Consider the following 18,288-nt stretch of genomic DNA (forward strand, 5'->3'; position numbering starts at 1 on the left):
TTCCTGCAGCTGATGGCTGACCTTCAATCGGCAATATCTAACTCCAGGAGCTTTGCAGAGTTGGAGGAGGGCGTGGAAAAGGCCGTCAAAGTGAGCGCACGCAGTCTGCTGTCACAGGCCTTGGAGGCCGTGGATGAACAGCTCATGCACTCTCGGGACAAAAAACGCCTGGAGTTGGTCAACCGGAAACAGCGTACGATTGTGACAACTGTGGGAGAAGTGACGTTTTGGAGGCGGTACTACAGGGATCGACAAACCGGCCAGGGATGTTGTTTGCTGGACGAGCACTTAGGTCTCACGCCGCGGCAGCGAGTATCCCCTCGGTTGCGGGAGAAGGCGGTTGCGTTGGCGGTGGAGATGCCCTATCACCGGGTGGAAAAAGTCCTCCAGGAGTTCGTGCCGGGTGTTAGCGCCATGACGATTTGGCAAGAGGTACAGCAGATTGGGGCTGCCGAACGTCAGTGGGCGGAATCGTGGAGAGAGGCAGTCTTTGAGCAAGGGCAGACTCCTCCCGGTCAGCGGCGTGTGGACGAACTGCATGTAGAGGCAGACGGGATGGTGGTCCGAGCCCGGGACCCACAGGGCCGACGTCGGCATATTGAGGTCAAACTGGCGGTGGCGTATGAGGGAAAACGCGAGGTGGCAAAAGGACGGCGTGAACTGATGGGACGCCGGATTGCGGCTGGTGTGTCCGAGGGCCAAGAGTTCTGGGAACAGACCGTGGCGCAGTTTGGCCACGCCTGGGACTGGAGCGGAGTGAACGGCTGCTGGCTGGGCACGGACGGGGCTGCGTGGGCAAAACAGGGACTGGACATGTTACCCGGCGCTAAGCACCGGTTGGACCCGTATCACTTACGTAAAGCGCTGCTGCAGGCCTTAAGACCAGAGGATGCGGCTTACCGCGAGGTATGCGAGGGTCTGGAAGCTGGGGAATGGGAACGGATTGACCGAGTACTGATGAATGTGGAGCGTCGCAGCCGAGGCCCGGTGAAAGAGCGCGTGCGGCAGCTGAGAGGGTACCTATATCACAACTGGGACGGAATTGTGACATCGGAGGCTGCTGCTAGCCTCGGGACGATTGAGGGACAGGTGTTCCACCACCTTGCACGGCGGATGAAACGGCACGGAGCGCGTTGGAGCGCGTCAGGGGCTGACCATCTGGTTCGGGTCATGGCGGTGCGAGCGAACCGAGAGGCGTATCACTTGGCTGATAACGGCACCAAGAAAGAGGAACAGGCCCGGGTGCCAAAACAAGCGTTCGCCAGCGGGAATATGGCTGAGCGCAAGCGCCAGGCGGCAGAGAGTTGGCTGCAGGTACATCTGCCGGCTCTGGATGGACCGCACGCGGGCCGACCGTGGGTCAAGTACGTCCTGCGGGAGTTGGTACGGTCTCCATTCACAGTTGCATAAATGCTTGACGGTGAGGTCTTACCTACCGGAACTTGACACGGACATGCGCATCGCGTATGTGGAGCCCCGGCGTGGACTGGAGTAGAATGGAGAGAGATGGATGACGGGCAGTGCGCCGAAAGGTTGTGAGGACAGCAAATGGTTACATTTCGGTTTGGCGTAGATGGCATGACCTGTGAACACTGCGGTAAAGCCGTGGAACGGGCGTTGTCCGTGCTTCCCGGAGTGCGCTCGGTGCAGGTGGATGTGGCGTCGGGAGCGGCAACGGTGGTGGCCGAGTCGGAATGCCCCAGTCAGTGGCTGAAAGCGGCCGTCGAAGAGGCGGGATATCGGCTGGTTGGAGATTCCGCGGTGGATTCGGTAAGATGTTAGCTGATTGCCTTTGCGGCCAGCCGACTCCGGCAGGCCGAAGGAAAAGTTGAGGGAGGATTTCGCGTGACAGCCATTCACGGGGTTGTAGGCATTGTGACGTTGATTGTTTCCGTGGCGCTGCTGTTGTGGAATGCATTTCGCCTGGGGCGTCGGCTGCAGACGCCGAGCTATCGGATGGTTCTCGTCGGTTTGTTGGATCTCCAGGTGTTGCTCGGCATCATCACTTGGATCATACATCCGCGGGGCGGCGCGTGGCTGTTGCACCCGCTGTTCGCGCTGGTGGCTGCCGCGGTGGCGCATACCATGCTGAAGGAGCGGCGCAAGGGCCAAATTCAGATGATTGGGTACGTCTTGGTGTTCGCATTGTTGGTGGTGACCGTTTTGCTCAGCGGGCGTCATGGATAATGAAGGAGGCACTCGGTGGCCGGAGATGGGCATCCTCGGCTGATGCGCCAGGTGGAACCCAAACGTAAAGAAAGGATTGGAAACCCGTTTGATGACATCTTCATCACCCTATCAACAACCGTTGCGGGTGGCGCTGGCAGCGGCCTTGGACGCCGGCGACTACTTCGCTTCTCGGATTGACACTATTCACGAGGTCAAAACCAAGTCGTCGCCGTCCGACTTGGTCACCGATGTCGATCCGGAATGTGAACGGCGAATTCGAGCATGCATCCAACAGTCGTTTCCGGATCATGCCGTGCTCGGCGAGGAGTCGACGGCGCCGGGGTGGCAGGCGTCCATGGCGGCCACGGCGGAGGTGGCGTCGGCATCACATCTGTGGATTGTGGATCCATTGGACGGCACCACAAACTTCGTTCAGGGTTTGCCGTTGTCCGTCGTCTCCATCGCCTATGCCGAAGCCGGCCGCCTGTGTGCCGGTGTAGTGTACGATCCGTACCGCCAGGAGGTCTTTTACGCCATGCGCGGTGCGGGTTCGTTCGTCGCGAAGGCCGAGGAGATTCGCGCGGCGCTGCGGGGGTCTGCATCCACACTGCCCGGACGGACGCTGTCGGTACAGAAGGATAAGCCGCTCAAGGGGTGCGTCGTCGGGACCGGTGTCCCCACGCGCGGTCAGGCGCGCGACTGGACGACCGCGGCGGCGCTTCGGTTGGCTGGGAACATCAAGAGCCTTCGGGCGCTCGGTGCGGCGGCGCTGCAATTGGCGTACGTGGCAGCGGGCCGACTTGACGCATTTTGGGAATACGACCTGAACGCTTGGGATTTGGCTGCTGGCGTCCTGTTGATATGGGAAGCCGGTGGATGCGTGCAGAGCATGGATGGACAGACCTACCATTTACAGGTTCGCGATGTGGTGGCGGCCGGCACAGAAGCTACGGCGACCGCGATTCAGGAGGTTGTTTCCATCCCGGGTGAACGGAGAGGATGACAGACTCCATGTTGAATGAGACCGCGTTCTTGGATATGCAGCGTGTGGCGGGGGAGCGGATGGCCGTGGTGGAACAGCTGCCGTGCTATCGCGGTCGTCCCGTTACGCTGTTCACCGACCTGTATCAATTGACGATGATGTACGGCCAATATCAGGCAGGACAACACCGGCAGCGCGTGGTGTTCGATCTCTTTTATCGCAAGAACCCCTCCCAAAACGGATATGTCATCGCGGCCGGTTTGGAGCAGGTGGTCTGGTATCTGCAAAATCTTCGCTTTGGGTCGGAGGAAATTGATTATCTGCGGCAACTGCGGATGTTTGACGAATCGTTCCTCGACGAATTGCGGCGGTTTCGCTTTACCGGAGACCTGTTCGCCGTTCCGGAAGGCACCATCGTTTTCCCACACGAGCCATTGCTTCGCGTGGAGGGGCCGATTTTCGAAGTTCAATTGGTGGAGTCTGCGTTGATGTCGTTCATCAACCACCAGAGTCTCATTGCGACCAAGGCCCAGCGGGTGGTGGACGCCGCTCAGAGCGGTGGAAAGCGCGGGCCGGTCATCGAAATGGGATTGCGCCGCGCACAGAACATGGACGCCGCAGTGTTCGGTGCGAGGGCGGCGTACATCGGCGGTTGCGTGGCCACCAGCAACGTCTTGGCCGGGCAGAGTTTTGGCATTCCGGTGGCCGGCACTCAGGGTCACGCGTGGATACAGAGCTTCCCGTCGGAATTGGAGGCGTTTCGAGCTTACTACCGCGCGTTTCCGGACAACACCGTCCTGTTGGTGGATACGTACGATGTGCTTCGCAGCGGGGTTCCGAATGCCATCACCGTCGCCAAGGAGATGGAGAAGGACGGCCGCCAACTGCGCGGTATTCGCATCGACAGCGGCGACCTCGCCTACCTGTCCAAACGCGCCCGTGCGATGCTGGATGCGGCAGGACTGACGTATGTGGAGATTGTGGCGTCGTCCGATTTGGACGAGTGGACAATCCGCGATTTGATCATGCAGGAGGCGCGGATTGACTCCTGGGGGGTTGGAACGCATCTCATCACGAGCTACGACCACCCTGCGCTGGGATGTGTCTACAAACTCGCGGCGCAGGAAGAGAACGGCCGCCTGGTGCCGCGCATCAAAGTGTCGGAGAACGCGGAGAAAGTGACGAATCCGGGAAAGAAGAAGGTGCTGCGGCTGCTCGTCGACGGGATCGCGTCGGCGGATCTGATTGCGTTGGATGATGAACAGTTCAATCCCGCGGAACCGTTGGAATTGTTCGATCCGGTCCACACCTACAAGCGCAAGGTGATCCAGAACTACGAAATTCAGGAACTGTTGGTGCCCGTGGTGGTGGGTGGCGAGCTGGTCTATGAATTGCCGTCGTTGGCCGCCATTCGCGAACACGTCGTGATGGGATTGTCGCAGTTCTCTTCGGAGGTCAAGCGCCACGTCAATCCTCATATTTATCATGTGGATCTGTCGGACAAATTGTGGAACTTGAAGCAGCACCTGCTGCGCCAATGGCGTCCGCACGCGAGGTAGAATGAAGATGGGCGCCCTGGGCGCCCAACCCTGTGAGAAATGGAGGTGTGTTACGAATGGAGGTCATCAAGATTTCCCCCCGCGGCTACTGTTATGGCGTCGTGGACGCGATGACGCTGGCGAAACAGGCGGCGGACAATCCAACGCTGCCCCGCCCGATTTACATCCTCGGGATGATTGTCCACAACCGGCATGTGGTGGAGGCGTTCGAACGCGAGGGCGTCATCACGCTGGACGGGGCCAACCGACTGGAACTGTTGGAGCAGGTTCACGAAGGCACCGTCATCTTCACGGCTCACGGCGTATCTCCGGAAGTCAAGCGGCGTGCGCGGGAACGCGGACTCCATGTGATTGACGCCACCTGCCCCGATGTGACCCGCACGCATGATCTGATTCGGGAAAAGGTGGCCGCGGGATACGATATCATCTACATCGGCCGCAAGGGACACCCGGAACCGGAAGGTGCGGTGGGTGTCGCCCCGGATCGGGTGCATTTGATTGAAGATATGGAGGACATCGCAGCGCTGCAGTTGGACAATCCGAAAATCGCCATCACCAACCAGACGACGATGAGCCAGTGGGATACTGCCGAATTGATGCAGGCGGTGCGAGCGCGGTATCCGCAGGCGGAGATTTACAATGAAATCTGCATGGCGACGCAAACCCGCCAGCAGGCGGTGGCGGAACAGGCAAGGCACGCGGATTTGTGCATTGTGGTGGGAGATCCGCGGAGCAACAACTCGAACCGGCTGGCGCAGGTGTCGGAAGAAATCGCGGGGACGAAGGCGTATCGGGTGGCAGATGTAACGGAAATTCAGCGGGAGTGGCTGCACGGGGTCAAGAAAGTGGCGGTCACGGCCGGAGCATCCACGCCGACGCCCATCACCCGGGAGGTCATCGCGTATCTGGAGCGATATGACGAAAACGATCCCAGTACGTGGGAGCCGATTCGGACCGTGAACCCGGATCGGCTGTTGCCGACGGTCCACAGATCGGATGCTTCGAAGGCGCCCTGACACGGAGGCGGGATGAAGGGAATCCTGACCAAAGACCGGTGGGCGGGTGTGCGCCGGGCGGCAGCGTCTAGCGCCCCGATGGATTCAAGTTGGTAGTGATGGGAGAGTGGAACGTGCAAGTTGTCCTCCTGCTCGTGCTCTTGGCGATGGCCATCCTGTGCCTGTGGCTGCGCAAACGCGCGGTGCGTTGGTTGTTCACGCTGCTCGCTGTGGTGTTTTGGGTGGCGTTTCTCGTGCTGTTCGGTTTCATCATCGGATACACGGCTGGTGTAAAAGGAATTCACATAGTTAAGGCACTATTTTGATCGATTTCTTCGCATATTGGCGTGTCACGGTTCAAATTCAGTGTATAATAAATGCACGTGATCGGGAGAATCATGCTCCTGGCATTGCACCATCGCTGTGTGCAGAAAACGGAGGCGAACGAGAATGGAACAGCTGATGCGTTCCCTGCTTTTGTCGATGGCGCAAAATCGTGCGGCCAACCGTTGGGCGAAGCGGTACGGCCTGCGCTTGGGTGCGCAGAAATTCGTGGCAGGGGAGACGATTGAGGACGCGGTGGCGACCGTACGCGCGCTCAATCAACAGGGAATTAAGGTGACATTGGATCACCTGGGAGAATTCGTGAACGATGAAGCAGAAGCGAATGAATCGGCGGATTACTGCATTCGAACACTGGAGGCCATTCACGAGGCCGGTGTGGATTCTTCGCTGTCACTGAAAATGACACAAATGGGGCTCGATATCAGCCGGGATTTGTGTATGAAAAATATGCGCCGCATCCTCGATGTGGCCAAGCAGTATGATCTATTGGTCACCATTGACATGGAAGACTATGCGCACTGCCAAATTACACTGGACATTCTCGACGAACTGCGCCAGGACTACGACAACGTCGGAACCGTCATTCAGTCGTATTTGTATCGCAGTCTGGAAGATGTGCTGCGCTTGGGCGGGCAGGGCGTGCACCTGCGAATTGTCAAAGGTGCCTACAAAGAATCCCCGGAGGTGGCGTTCCCGGATAAAGCGGACGTTGACGCCAATTACCTGAAATTGATGGAAGCGCAATTGCTGAGTCCGGGATTCGCCGCGATTGCGACCCATGACGAGCGGATTATCGCACAGGCAAAGGACTTCATTCAGAAGCATAATATCGCAAAGGACAAGTACGAGTTCCAGATGCTGTACGGCATCAAGACCAGTCTGCAGCAACAGCTGGTTCGCGAAGGGTATCCGCTTCGGGTGTATGTGCCGTACGGAAACGATTGGTACGGGTATTTCATGCGTCGGCTGGCCGAGCGTCCTGCGAACGTGGCCTTTGTCCTCAAGGGAATGTTCAAGTGAAACGCCCTCGTGGGTGTTATGGCGCACAGCCGGCATGAAAGCCCTCACATTGCAGACAGCGTGGGATGGCCCCGTCATTCTTTGGATGGCGGGGCTGCTTGCATACGTTGGGCCGACGCATCAGGACGGATCCATCGGATGTGGCGGCGTCGAGAAAGACAGGTTCTCGATCCGCCGCTCGAAGTGTTCGCGCAATTCCCCGTAGCTGGTTAACGCGCTCCTTCCCTCATCTGTCAGTTGATATACGCCGCGGGCGACGCGCTCAAACCAACCGTACACATTGTCGGCGAGGATGGACTGGGTTTTCTCCGGACTGCTCCCGAGCTGCCGAAGCGTCTTCGGCGACAGGGGACCGTAGCGCGCCAGGCAGGTGGCAATCCACAGCGCTTGCTCCCGGTACGCCGTGAGCAGGGGGCGCCGCGTGCTGCCACCCACGTTCGCATGGCTGTGACGCGCCGAAGCTTCCCGCAGGAGTGCTTCCGCAGCCCGGGCGCGGTGGCGTCCGCGGTACGGGCGAGGGGTTTCCACCACCTGCACGCGGTCCGATGCCGGCAGGTGGCTGTCGAGGGCCACGAACAGGAGGCCCAGTTCCAGCCGGCGCAGGACCGTGCGGAGTCGACGCCATTCGCCGCGTGCCGGATTGGCTTTTGGCCTTGGCACCGCGATGTACACGGATGGTGTGAATTTCTGTCGATCCACGGCCTGCGCCACCACCTCCAGATTCAGCGTCCGTTTCATTTCTACAACAATCAATTCGTCCGCGCGATAGGCGACAATGTCACAATGTTTGACCTCAGCCTGCACGGTATAGCCGAGCTTGGCGAAGAACGCCTCAAGCGGTGGGTACATATCGGTCTCGCGAAACGCGCGGGTCACGTTGGTTTCCTCCATCATTCGCGTGCAGGGCACACGCTGACCATCTCCCGAGCGACGGGTATCCTCGTTCATCCCCACCATGTTAGCATGTGAGACCCAGCTCTCGGTACAGGCGCTCGAACGCACGCCCTGTCCGACGCCAGGTGAACTGCTCCGCGCGGTTCCGCGTTTGATCCGCCAAGTGCTGCAAGTGCTCTCGATGTTCCGCCAGCGTGCGAAAGACTTCGGCGAACGCTTCCGGTCGGCGATAGTCGCGGATGAGCACGCCGCACTCGGAGGTGATCACCTCTGGAATTCCGCCGACCCGACTGGCCACCACCGGTACACCGGCCGCCAGTGCCTCCACGTTGACCAGTCCAAACGCTTCGTCCCACTGCGACGGACAGACGAGCACGTCCGCGTCGGCAAACCATTCCGGCAGATCCGACGGTGAGACAAAGCCAATCCATTGAATGGGCAATCTGCGGGTGCGCTGTTCCAAGCGTTTCCGATACTGACGTTCCCACGGATGGGTGCCGCCGATGATGGTGGCCCGCACCGGGATCTTCATCTTCACCAATTGGCGCACCGCTTCCACCAGCACATGCACCCCCTTCTGTCGAATGACCCGTCCCACGAACAGGATGCGAAACGGTGGGTCAGCCTCCTTCCGGCGCTCCATTGCGGTGAACGCATCGAGAGACACCCCGGGGTGAATCACGGCTGCGCGCCAGTCCCGGTTGGATAGGTGAAATCGCCGACGAATCTCCCGCTGCAGGTAGCGGCTGTTCGTCACCACGGCATCCACTGATTTCAATACGGCGCGCGCCTGGCGCACCGAGATGTGCCGAGGTCCGAGAAACGTGGTGGAGTGCAGGTTGAGGACGATTTTCGCGTGGGGGACCATCCGTCGGATGGCGGGCACCCAACTCGGCCGATTTTCCACCTGGACGATGTCCGGTTGCTGCCGTCGCAGATGGCGCATGACCGCCCGTCGGTAGGCCTGTCCGCGCTTTGAAATCACGGTGTGATGCTGGCCAAGCGGCGTGCGCCCAGGACTGTAGAGGGCAATCCGAACGTTTCTCCGGATCAGTTCATCGGCGAGGGATTGTAGGTAAATCTGCACAGAACCACCGCGCGATGCCGGTATGGGGAGGTCATCGGGGGCAATGAGGGCAATCTGCATCTCTGCTTCGTCCTCCTTGTGTATCGGTGGGGGATGGGCGGTCACCCATGCGTACGGCGTTTTCCACACATACCATGATGCGTAGTCAATGGGCTGGAATGGGGGAGCAGCCGTGCTGATTGTGCTGACCGGATGGTTGCCTGACCAGGTGAGATTGGCGCGCCGTCAATGGACGTTTCAACAATTGGGGCATGCGGCGCTGGCTTACCAGATGCCGGTGCTGGTCGCCACGCCGCCGCATCTGAATGCCGCGCGACGACGGGTCAGCGGCCGACTGTATCAGGAACAGAGTCCACCCTTCTGGACGACCGCCCGAATGCGGCTGCCCGAACGGTGTGTCGTCTACGACGCCATGTATCTCTCCGATTTGCGGACCCATCGGTCGACCTATCGAAAACTGCAACGGGACTTCCAACAATGGGAGATCCCTTATTTCAACCCGGCACTGCCGGCCAAAGACAAACTGTACCGGTGGCTGCAGCGCGATGCGGGCGAGGAGACCTTCGCCCGGCTGCCGGAAACAGTGTATGACATCACGGTCGAGGACGTACCGCCTTTGTTTGAAGTATGCGATGCGTGGTGGCTCAAGCCGGTGTACGGTTCCGGCGGGCGAAACGTGTTGTACATGCGTCGCGTGGGCCGGAACCGGTGGTACGTTGCCGGGGACCGTTTTTTTCGCCAGACCGTTCGCACGGAAGTGGACAGATCCGGCCTGCGCAGAATCGTCGGCTATGCGCTGAGGCGTCGTCGCTATCTGGCCCAGAGACACGTGCCGCTGTTGACCTCTGTCGATGGGCGCACGCTGGATTTTCGCGTGACGGTCCAGCGCGGGCAGCGCGGCACCTGGGGAATGACCGCGCTCACAGCGAGGTTGTCCGCTGCGGGGTCCATGTTGACCAACTACCACGCGGGCGGCTCCATCCGTTCACTGACCCGGCAGTCCGTCGAGGACCTGAACTGGTTGGCTCGGCATCAACTCACGGATATCCCGCTGGCCACGGCGGTGTCCGGGGCGCTGCAGATTGCCAAGCGGATCCAACAGCACATCGCGCACTTGGGGATTCTCGGCGTGGATCTCGGCATGTCTCAGGATGGCCGGTGGTACGTCTACGACTGCAACAGCCGCCCTGGACGGGACATTCTGACGGACCCGGAGGTATCCGATTTTATGCGCGGCGTGGCAGGATTCGCAGCACACCTGCTGCGGGAGATGTCGGACCCGGACGGTTCTCCGGAGACGGCCCTGGCCGTGGACGGGCGAGAGAGCGAGACTTCCGCAGCGGATGCATGTTTCACGGAGCCGTCCCCGTAACAGCCGCTGCGTCCAGGTATGCAATGGCTGCCTGCCGCACTGCCCACGTGTCGCGGATGCCCGGCCACGTCGGGGGAAGGGTGCCGGCGGCCAATTGTCTCGCCGTTGACCAGGCTTCCCTGGGGAGGCTGAAGTACGCGGCCACGGCGCGCCGCTCCACAGTCGACAGAGGCCGAATCTGCTCGTATCCCCGCAGCAGCGCTGTCATTCGATCCGGGTTGAAATCGGCGGTGTTTGCCAGCGTTCGCGCCAATTCTTCCAGCGGATTTCCCCAGCGTAGTCGCTCCCAGTCGAGCAGAATCACACGGTGCTGGTGGACCAATACGTTGGGGCGGGTGACGTCCCCGTGAATTCGAGAAGGCTTCGTTTGCCGCCGGTGCAGCATCTCCCGTACATCCGGCGCCCCCAGCGTGCTGTGCGCGCGCTCCGTCATCTGCTGCACTTCCTCTGCATGCGCTTCCAACCATTGCGCGGCAGCCGCCAACTCCGGGTCTTTGGCGGTGGTGTGGCGGAGATTTTGGAGAAGGGCGTTCAGCTGTGGCCCCCTCGTGATGTTCGCGGTCCATTCCACCGGATGCGTCCGCTGTGTGGGTTCTCGGTGGCGGTGCAAGCGGGCCAAGGCGCGACCCAGCCGCTCGAAGTCATGCGCGTCGGTGGACAGGGGTGCGCCGTCTATCCATTCCGTCGCATAGTAGACAACCCCAGCGCGCAGCACCCAGGGATACCCTCTTCTCGTGAAGAACCACTGCGGCATATGGCGGTACCCGGAACGAAGCAGACAATCCACATGTTTCCATATACTGCGGAATCGTCGCTCAGATCTTCGATATGGCTTGAGAAGAATCTTACGTTCCCCCAGATGCACGCACCATGCGGCCGACGGCCGATACAGCGAAGGCACCGGCCGTATCTCCTGAACGGACCATCCATACTCCGACAGGACGGCGGAGATTATCGACTTTGCCGCCGCATCGTTGAGACCTGGCGTCGAACGTTTCGCCATCTCTGCCCTTGCCTCCTCATCCGTCGTTGGGGCTCCGCCACACATTGGGCCGCAGTGGATTGCAACACACCAAGGTCGCGGGTCTGCGGAAATCCAGCCCGTTCTCCCCGGTGTTCGAACAAAACCGCCAGGGCCTCCACATGATCTCCGAGGATCATTTGGGCGAGCGGCGCACCGAACCTCGGGGAATGAATGCGTGCACGGTACCGATTGGGTTGTACCACGTCGACCGCGTGAGGCGCTGTGATGGTCAGTCCCCGCAGCACAGCCGTGACCATCGCCCTCGGCGGTACGGCCAGGTCGGACTGTGGAATCTCACGCAGCGCCCGCTGGCTGAGCGCGTGGGGAATCGCCGTAAGCGACGCAATGCCCAGGTGCTTCTGGCCCAACGCCAGGTTGAGCATGCGTTTCACGGTCGAAACCGGATCGGTTTGCCGCGACAGCGGGAGGTAGGATTCGAGGCGGTTCAACGCCACATCGGCCCCGTTTGCAATGGCATCGCCAAAAGCGTGTATATCCCGAGGATGAATGGCGAAGTCGGCGTCCAGGAAGATGGCGCACGCGGCGTCGGCAACGTGCGTGACGCCGATGGCCCGACCGACATCGTGGCCGACTCGTTGCGGGTAGCATTCGACCTGCGCGCCAGCCGCGGCGGCCGCGGCGGCGGTTGCGTCTCTCGATCCGTTCTCAATCACGCAGACACACTCCGCCCCCGCGTTTCTGGCGGCGTGCACGACGTCGGCCACGGTTTGGCTCTCGTTGTGCGCGGGAATCACGATGGCGATGGACATCGCTGGGCTCGCCATCCGCGCCGCGCCATCGTCTTCTCCAGACGCGCGTTCATGCCCATCCTTCATCGCCGGTATCAGATCTCGGCGTCTATCCCCATCCGGAAAGCCTCCGCGCACGCCTCGTTGGGCAATCAGGTAGGCGATGGCCTGCAGATGGTCACCCAGGATCAACGCCTTGGTTCGCCTCGGATGTCTTCCTTGCCGAGGGTTTCGCGAGGACACGTTGATGTGGTGAGCCGCTCGCACGCGCAACCCCGCCAAGATAGCGCGTGCGTGAGCCACCGGGGGCACTGCGAGGTGTTCCCAACCGATGGCGTTCAGGGCTCTCGCGGTGATGGCGTGCGGAACGGTGGTGAATGAAGCGGCCCCGAGGTCCGGACGGTGCAGCAACAGGTTCAAGGTCCGCTTCGCCACCGCGGTGGGATGGTGAAACCACCCTCCCTGCCGGCGGGGATAGTGGTTGAGCGCCACGTCGGCGCCGTTGTGCAGCGCCAGGACAAACGGCTGCAGTTCTTCGGGGCTCCACACAATGTCGGCGTCCAAAAACAGGATGTATCTGCCGCGCGCCACACGGGCGCCGAGCGCCCGCCCCACATCGTGGCCACATGGCTGCGGAAGGGAGATGAGCCGTGCGCCGGCGCGTCTGGCGATGGCCTCCGTATCATCCGTACATCCATTGGCGACCACAATAACTTCTCGAACGGCCCTCCAACGGACGAGGCGCGGAAGCGTTCGCTTCAGTGTGTGTGCTTCGTTGTAGGCGGGCAGGACAATGCTGACGCAGCGCCGCGGCAGCCGCACAGCTCGGGCTGGCGCGGCGGACGATTGGCTGCGGATTCGTCGGTTGCGCTTGAGGGAATTCACCGTTTTCCAACCATCCTTCCTGTACCCGTTAGCTCATTCTACGTTCCACACGCACCACGGACGAGGCCATTCGCCCGGCGTGCGGATAAATTCAGGCCCGTCAATACCGTGCCCCGGGTCTTTGCCGCGGTGTGCGGAGCGAGAGCGGCCCGGAGTCCGCGAATACACGTGTCCACCTGCAGCCAGAGGGCATATGGTTGAAGGCAAGCCAAGCAGCCGCAGAGTGAGAGAGGTGAGACGCAATGCTGAACGTGGGGTTGATTGGGTGCGGGTTCATCGCGCAAAAGCACGTGCGCGCTCTGCTCTTGGAACCGGACGTGCACCTGGTGGCGGTGACCGACACCGTTCCTGAATCGATGCAATCGGTGGTTTCCCAGTGTGAGCAGTCTGGACGCCGTGCCCCCAAGGCGTTCGCCAGCCACCATGAGCTGTTGGCCTGTTCGACGGTCGATACGGTGGTGGTGGCGGTTCCCAGCGGACTGCATGCGAAGATGGCCAAGCAGGCGTTGATGCAGGGAAAGCACGTGGTCGTCGAAAAGCCGATGGCGCTGTCGACAGCAGACGCGGAAGAACTGTGCACACTGGCTGATGCGGTCGGGCGGCGGCTGGTGGTCTGTCACCAGAAGCGGTTTTACCCGCACCTTCAGCGCGTCCACGACATCGTGGCGCAGGGGAAGCTCGGCGACATTGTGTTTGCCGAGGTTTCCTTGATGTACAACCGAAATGACGCCTATTACCAGTCGGCGAACTGGCGCGGTACAAAGGCGATGGATGGCGGGTTGCTGCTCAACCAAGGCATTCACAACCTGGACCTCCTGCTGTGGTTCACGGGGGTACCCAGCGCTGTGTTGGGCGATGTATCTCGGCAATTGCGCGCGATTGAGACGGAAGATACTGCGGCGGCCATCCTGCGTTACGCCAATGGACGGTTGGCGACCGTCTCCGCCACGGTATGCGCACACCCGCGCGTGTCCGGAGAGCGCATCGCGCTGTTCGGCACGCGAGGAGGCATCGAAATGACGGGGAAACAGCTGGAGCACATGGAGCGTTGGGAGGTGGAAGGCGTGGAGCGCCCGGAATTTGTTGAGGTCAATCCGTACCGCTGTCTGTATCGCGATTTGCAGCGGGCCATCGAACGCGGCACGCGGCCGAGTGTGGACGGATGGGAAGGTTGGAAAGCGCTGCGAACCATTCTGGCCATCTACGAGGCCGAGGCCGCGCGGACCGTGGTCCATCTTCCGGATCATCCCGCCTTCCCATCCGAAAAGTCCAGGGAGATGTCGGGTGATGGCGATGTATGAAGGGCAGCGAATCCTGGTGACCGGAGGTGCGGGATTTCTCGGGAGCAACCTCGTCCGGGCGCTGTTGCCCGAAGCTTCGCACGTCTGGGTTCTGGACGATTTATTCACCGGTCAACAGTCGGCAATTCCAACTTCTCCGAAGGTCACATTCGTTCGCGGCAGCGTGACGGATGGGGCGTTGCTCCGGACGATTCTCCCGCAGGTGGATACCGTATTTCACTTCGCCGCACGGAACATCGTTTTGTCCGAGCGGCAGCCGGAGAGCGATTTCCGGGTCAACGCAGAGGGGACGGTGCAGTTGCTGCTGAACGCCCTCGCAGCGCCGAACATCCGGCGAATTGTCTACGCATCCACCGCCTCGGTGTACGGAAACAGTCGGCAGCTTCCGGCCGCCGAAGGAGAGTACGACATATCGGTTCCGTACGCGGCGAGCAAAATGACCGGGGAATTGTTTGCCGCCGCGTATTTCAAGGCGTACGGCTTGCCCGTCACGTGTCTGCGGTTTTCCAATGTGTACGGACCGGGACAGGTTCCCACCAATCCGTACTGCGGCGTGGTTTCAAAATTCATGGAGGCGGTGGCCGCCGGCGAACCGATGTCCATCTATGGAGATGGGACGCAGACGAGAGACTTCACGCACGTGGACGATGCCATCGCGGCCGCGCTGTTGGCGGGACAATCGGAGCACGTGCTGGGCGGCGTGTTCAATGTGGGCACCGGGGTAGAAACGGAGATCAACACGCTGGCCAAGTTGGTGGGAGAAGTTGTCGAACATGTGCCGTACCCCGTTCGCTATCTGCCCAAGCGAAACATTGACACGGTCTATCGAAGAGCGGTCAACGCCGAACGCCTGAAGACTCGAACGGGATGGCAGCCAAAGATCAGCCTTCGCGCAGGACTGGCGAGGACCTGGGTGTGGTTTCAACAAATCCGGAACGGGGGCGTAGAACGATGAGCGAGCCGTGGATTCACCCGTCGGCCCAAATGGGCCATGGGTGCACGCTTGGGCGCAATGCGGTGATTCACGCCGGGGCACGGTTGGGGAACAACGTGGAGATTGGCGATAACGTGGTCATCTGTGAAGGGACGGAAATTGGCGACGGGTCGCGCATTGGCCCCAATTCCGTATTGGGCAAGCAGCCAATGAGCAATCGCCGAATGAAACGGCAGGCCAGCTCGATGCCTCCCCTGCGCATGGGGCGCGAGGTGGAGATTGGCGCCAGCGTTGTTCTGTTTGCCGGCAGCACGTTCGGCGATGGGGTGTTGATTGGGGACTTGGCCACGGTGCGTGAAGAAGTGCGTGTGGGCGACGATTCGGTCATTGGACGGGCGGTGATTGTGGAACTCAAAACCGCGATTGGCAAGCGGGTGGTGGTTCAATCGGGGGCGTACATCACAGGGGATTCCATCCTGGAAGACGACGTGTTCGTGGGACCGGAAGTGTCCACCTCCAACGACAAGTACATGGGATTAAGGCCTTATGCGTATCGGGGGCCTCACATTGAGGTGAACGCTCGCATTGGAAACAACGCCACGCTGTTGCCCGGTGTGAGAATCGGCAAAAACGCCATCGTCGGCGCGGGAACGGTTGTGACCAAGGACGTGGATCCGGGAGATGTGGTCGTGGGAGTGCCGGCCAAGCGCGTACTCGCACACCGCTTTAAGGACGCGTCGGAAGAAGCGTGATGTGAGAAGTTTCACTCGGTGTGTGAAGCATCTCATCGCGCTGCCCCGCCCCGGGTAGGTGTTGCTTCCCGGACCATTGCGTCCACATAAGATCCCGTGGGTGATGACATTGAAGGTGCTGGCGCTGCTTTCGCAGGACGTGTTCAGGTTGTCCATGGGCTGGGTCCTGGAGGAACTCGGGCACCGGGTGTACTACCTGAATCAAATTCAGGAGGACACGTTGGAACAGGCCATCCGGACGTTTGCGCCGGACATTTTTTTCGACATGGGGTGGGATGCGCATTTCAAACCGGTCCGGATTCCGTTGTTGGGCGCGATTCTCAAGAAATACCGACTGTACCATGTCTATTTCGCAGAGGAAGACTGGCTGCACTTCGAGCGTTGGTCAAAGCAGTACATCACCCAGGTGACACCGCACTTCGTGCTGACGCGCAGCCGGCGCTGTCTGCCGGAGTATTGCGGAATGGGCATCCGGGCGGCGTACTTGGACGTAGGCTGCAATCCGAGCTTCCATCGGACAGTTGCCCCTCATTCAACCTATGCTTGCGATGTCTCGGTGGCGGCCAACGCGCAGTTGAGATGGGACATTTTTCGGCGCCAGAGCATCGCCAACCTGGTCCTGGCTCTGTCAGAAACCCCTCACAATTTCCAGATTTGGGGGGGAGGCTGGGACGAAATCGAATCGCATTACGGGGTTGCCAATCCTAGCGCGAAGGTTTGGAAAGGTGTGCTTCCATACGCGAAAACGCCTGTTCTCTACAACTCTTCATCCATCAACCTGAGCATTCAGTCGGTTGAAGATCAGGTCAGCAACCGCACGTACGACATTCTGGCCGCCGGGGGATTTCTGTTGACATCGGATACGCCGGGTGTGCGGGAACAACTTCAGCCAGGCGTCCATTGCGACGTCTCCGCGTCCGCAGAGGAAACGCGGGAGAAGGTGAGCTTTTATTTGGCGAACGAATCCGTGCGAAACCGGATTGCCAAGGCGGGGCAGGAATACGCCCGGCGGCAGTTTTCGTATCAGCGCACGTTGCCTGCCGTTTGGCAGTTGGTGGAGCAGGATTTGGCGCGATTCAGGGGGGCGAAACGACGGTGATTCAGGTTCCGCTGTTGGACTTGAGCTATCAGTGGCGGTCCGAAAAGGACCATTTGTTGGCCAGCGTCGAGCGGGTGCTGGAGCGTGGACAGTACATCCTCGGACCTGAGGTCCGGGCGCTCGAGCAGGAAATTGCAGCCTATTGCGGTGTCGGCCACGCGGTGGCGGTCGGCAATGGCACGGATGCGCTGATTCTGTTGTTGAAGGCCTTTGACATCGGGCCCGGAGATGAGGTCATCACGACGCCGTTCACGTTTTTTGCCACGGCCGAGGCCATCGTTCAGGTCGGTGCCACGCCCGTCTTCGCGGATGTGGATCCCGCGACGTATCTGCTGACCGCCGCTGCGGTGGAGAAGCGGATCACGGCGCGAACCAAGGCCATTCTGGTGGTTCATCTGTTCGGGCAAATGGCTGACATGACGGAATTGGGGCGCTTGGCCGAGGCACATCGCATTCATCTGTTGGAGGACGCGTGCCAGTCCATCGGCGCCGCGTGGGATGGACACGGTGTCGGGAGCCAGAGCGACGGGGCTGCCCTGTCCTTTTTCCCGACCAAGAATCTGGGCGCGTATGGCGACGGGGGCATGGTCTTGATGCGGGATGAAGACCGAGCCCTGCGGTTGAGGCGGCTGAGGGTCCACGGCAGTGTGGCGAAGTACGTTCATCAGGAGATTGGCTGGAACAGCCGACTGGATGAGCTGCAGGCGGCGATGCTCCGGGTGAAATTGCAGCGCCTTGATGCGTGGACCAACGAACGCATCGCCATTGCACAATGCTATCATGCGGCATTCGCCGATTTGCCCGTCCATCTTCCGCGGCCGGCCGCCATGGCAAGGCATGTCTATCATCTGTATACCGTGACCGTGCCGCAGCGAGATCAGGTACAGCGGGCGTTGGCGGAGGATGGCATACAGACCGGCGTCTACTATCCGATACCGTTACATCTGCAGGAGGCCCTGCGTTCGCTCGGGCATCAACCGGGGGATTTCCCGGTCTCGGAGCAATTGGCGCAGCAAGCGCTGTCGCTGCCGCTGTATCCAGGGATGGAAGGATGGCGGCAGGATGCGGTGATTCGGGCGTTTCGCAAAGCGGTTCTGACCCTCCCAAAGGTGCAGGGGTGA

Annotated in this window: 18 protein-coding genes; 14 read left to right on the forward strand and 4 right to left on the reverse strand. The window is 60.7% G+C overall.

The annotated features are described in order from the left end of the window. From G463_RS18320 to G463_RS0102645, 8 genes are all read left to right on the forward strand, one after another. Positions 1–1,410 (forward strand): ISLre2 family transposase (locus G463_RS18320; protein ID WP_084171154.1); only part of this gene is annotated, 1,410 nt, incomplete at its 5' end. Positions 1,411–1,548: 138 nt separating this feature from the next. After that, on the forward strand, positions 1,549–1,782 hold the full coding sequence (locus tag G463_RS0102615) for a heavy-metal-associated domain-containing protein (RefSeq protein WP_026973950.1): 234 nt from the start codon (positions 1,549–1,551) through the stop codon (positions 1,780–1,782). A 63-nt stretch (positions 1,783–1,845) separates the two neighbouring features. Then, positions 1,846–2,187, forward strand: a complete 342-nt coding sequence (locus tag G463_RS0102620) for a hypothetical protein (protein WP_026973951.1) — start codon at positions 1,846–1,848, stop codon at positions 2,185–2,187. Positions 2,188–2,278: 91 nt separating this feature from the next. Then, positions 2,279–3,172, forward strand: coding sequence for an inositol monophosphatase family protein (locus tag G463_RS18325; protein WP_051321860.1), 894 nt, complete (start codon positions 2,279–2,281; stop codon positions 3,170–3,172). A gap of 59 nt (positions 3,173–3,231) precedes the next feature. Beyond that, on the forward strand, positions 3,232–4,710 hold the full coding sequence (locus G463_RS0102630) for a nicotinate phosphoribosyltransferase (protein WP_051321861.1): 1,479 nt from the start codon (positions 3,232–3,234) through the stop codon (positions 4,708–4,710). A gap of 56 nt (positions 4,711–4,766) precedes the next feature. Continuing rightward, positions 4,767–5,726: a 4-hydroxy-3-methylbut-2-enyl diphosphate reductase gene (locus G463_RS0102635; protein ID WP_026973953.1), complete on the forward strand. Its 960-nt coding sequence runs from the start codon at positions 4,767–4,769 to the stop codon at positions 5,724–5,726. Positions 5,727–5,839: 113 nt separating this feature from the next. Continuing rightward, positions 5,840–6,031: a hypothetical protein gene (locus G463_RS0102640; protein WP_026973954.1), complete on the forward strand. Its 192-nt coding sequence runs from the start codon at positions 5,840–5,842 to the stop codon at positions 6,029–6,031. 124 nt (positions 6,032–6,155) lie between these two features. Then, on the forward strand, positions 6,156–7,070 hold the full coding sequence (locus tag G463_RS0102645) for a proline dehydrogenase family protein (protein WP_026973955.1): 915 nt from the start codon (positions 6,156–6,158) through the stop codon (positions 7,068–7,070). 120 nt (positions 7,071–7,190) lie between these two features. Here G463_RS0102645 and G463_RS18330 read toward each other — a convergent pair whose 3' ends face one another. Continuing rightward, the gene (locus G463_RS18330; protein ID WP_169725408.1) at positions 7,191–7,946 is read right to left on the reverse strand and encodes a DUF2161 family putative PD-(D/E)XK-type phosphodiesterase; all 756 of its coding nucleotides are present in this window, start codon (positions 7,944–7,946) and stop codon (positions 7,191–7,193) included. Between the two features lie 82 nt (positions 7,947–8,028). After that, positions 8,029–9,111 (reverse strand): glycosyltransferase family 4 protein, encoded by a 1,083-nt coding sequence (locus G463_RS0102655; protein WP_026973956.1) that lies wholly within the window; start codon positions 9,109–9,111, stop codon positions 8,029–8,031. Positions 9,112–9,199: 88 nt separating this feature from the next. Here G463_RS0102655 and G463_RS0102660 point away from each other — a divergent pair, with 88 nt between their 5' ends. Next, a complete protein-coding gene (locus G463_RS0102660) occupies positions 9,200–10,423 on the forward strand; it encodes a YheC/YheD family protein (RefSeq protein ID WP_084171156.1) in 1,224 nt (407 codons plus the stop codon). On the opposite strand, the gene G463_RS0102665 is transcribed toward G463_RS0102660, so the two are convergent. Together G463_RS0102665 and G463_RS0102670 are read right to left on the reverse strand one after the other, a co-directional pair. Next, entirely contained in the window at positions 10,404–11,426 is a 1,023-nt protein-coding gene (locus G463_RS0102665; protein ID WP_169725409.1) for a phosphotransferase, read from the reverse strand. The genes G463_RS0102660 and G463_RS0102665 overlap by 20 nt on opposite strands. After that, positions 11,375–13,081, reverse strand: coding sequence for a glycosyltransferase family 2 protein (locus G463_RS0102670; protein WP_026973959.1), 1,707 nt, complete (start codon positions 13,079–13,081; stop codon positions 11,375–11,377). The genes G463_RS0102665 and G463_RS0102670 overlap by 52 nt, the downstream gene beginning before the upstream one ends. Before the next feature lie 242 nt (positions 13,082–13,323). On the opposite strand from G463_RS0102670, the gene G463_RS0102675 reads away from it, so the two are divergent. The 5 genes from G463_RS0102675 (at position 13,324) to G463_RS0102695 (ending at position 18,288) form a co-directional block, all read left to right on the forward strand. Next, positions 13,324–14,382: a Gfo/Idh/MocA family protein gene (locus tag G463_RS0102675; RefSeq protein ID WP_026973960.1), complete on the forward strand. Its 1,059-nt coding sequence runs from the start codon at positions 13,324–13,326 to the stop codon at positions 14,380–14,382. Then, on the forward strand, positions 14,369–15,337 hold the full coding sequence (locus G463_RS0102680) for an NAD-dependent epimerase/dehydratase family protein (protein ID WP_051321841.1): 969 nt from the start codon (positions 14,369–14,371) through the stop codon (positions 15,335–15,337). The genes G463_RS0102675 and G463_RS0102680 overlap by 14 nt, the downstream gene beginning before the upstream one ends. Further along, positions 15,334–16,068 (forward strand): N-acetyltransferase, encoded by a 735-nt coding sequence (locus G463_RS18335; RefSeq protein ID WP_035485331.1) that lies wholly within the window; start codon positions 15,334–15,336, stop codon positions 16,066–16,068. Before G463_RS0102680 ends, G463_RS18335 begins: the two co-directional genes overlap by 4 nt. Positions 16,069–16,171: 103 nt before the next feature. Beyond that, positions 16,172–17,167: a CgeB family protein gene (locus tag G463_RS0102690; RefSeq protein WP_051321842.1), complete on the forward strand. Its 996-nt coding sequence runs from the start codon at positions 16,172–16,174 to the stop codon at positions 17,165–17,167. Beyond that, complete coding sequence (locus tag G463_RS0102695) at positions 17,164–18,288, forward strand: DegT/DnrJ/EryC1/StrS family aminotransferase (RefSeq protein WP_211227377.1); 1,125 nt, start codon at positions 17,164–17,166, stop codon at positions 18,286–18,288. The genes G463_RS0102690 and G463_RS0102695 overlap by 4 nt, the downstream gene beginning before the upstream one ends.

Source organism: Alicyclobacillus contaminans DSM 17975 (genome assembly GCF_000429525.1).
Lineage (GTDB): Bacteria > Bacillota > Bacilli > Alicyclobacillales > Alicyclobacillaceae > Alicyclobacillus_A > Alicyclobacillus_A contaminans.

Excerpts from the sequence above, each read along its gene's own strand:
- G463_RS0102680 (WP_051321841.1), top strand. The coding sequence starts at position 14,369 with ATGGCGATGTATGAAGGGCAGCGAATCCTGGTGACCGGAGGTGCGGGA.
- G463_RS0102655 (WP_026973956.1), bottom strand. The coding sequence starts at position 9,111 with ATGCAGATTGCCCTCATTGCCCCCGATGACCTCCCCATACCGGCATCG.
- G463_RS0102665 (WP_169725409.1), bottom strand. The coding sequence starts at position 11,426 with ATGGCGAAACGTTCGACGCCAGGTCTCAACGATGCGGCGGCAAAGTCG.
- G463_RS0102615 (WP_026973950.1), top strand. The coding sequence starts at position 1,549 with ATGGTTACATTTCGGTTTGGCGTAGATGGCATGACCTGTGAACACTGC.
- G463_RS0102645 (WP_026973955.1), top strand. The coding sequence starts at position 6,156 with ATGGAACAGCTGATGCGTTCCCTGCTTTTGTCGATGGCGCAAAATCGT.
- G463_RS0102635 (WP_026973953.1), top strand. The coding sequence starts at position 4,767 with ATGGAGGTCATCAAGATTTCCCCCCGCGGCTACTGTTATGGCGTCGTG.
- G463_RS0102630 (WP_051321861.1), top strand. The coding sequence starts at position 3,232 with ATGGCCGTGGTGGAACAGCTGCCGTGCTATCGCGGTCGTCCCGTTACG.
- G463_RS18335 (WP_035485331.1), top strand. The coding sequence starts at position 15,334 with ATGAGCGAGCCGTGGATTCACCCGTCGGCCCAAATGGGCCATGGGTGC.
- G463_RS0102675 (WP_026973960.1), top strand. The coding sequence starts at position 13,324 with ATGCTGAACGTGGGGTTGATTGGGTGCGGGTTCATCGCGCAAAAGCAC.
- G463_RS18325 (WP_051321860.1), top strand. The coding sequence starts at position 2,279 with ATGACATCTTCATCACCCTATCAACAACCGTTGCGGGTGGCGCTGGCA.
- G463_RS0102690 (WP_051321842.1), top strand. The coding sequence starts at position 16,172 with ATGACATTGAAGGTGCTGGCGCTGCTTTCGCAGGACGTGTTCAGGTTG.
- G463_RS0102660 (WP_084171156.1), top strand. The coding sequence starts at position 9,200 with ATGGGCTGGAATGGGGGAGCAGCCGTGCTGATTGTGCTGACCGGATGG.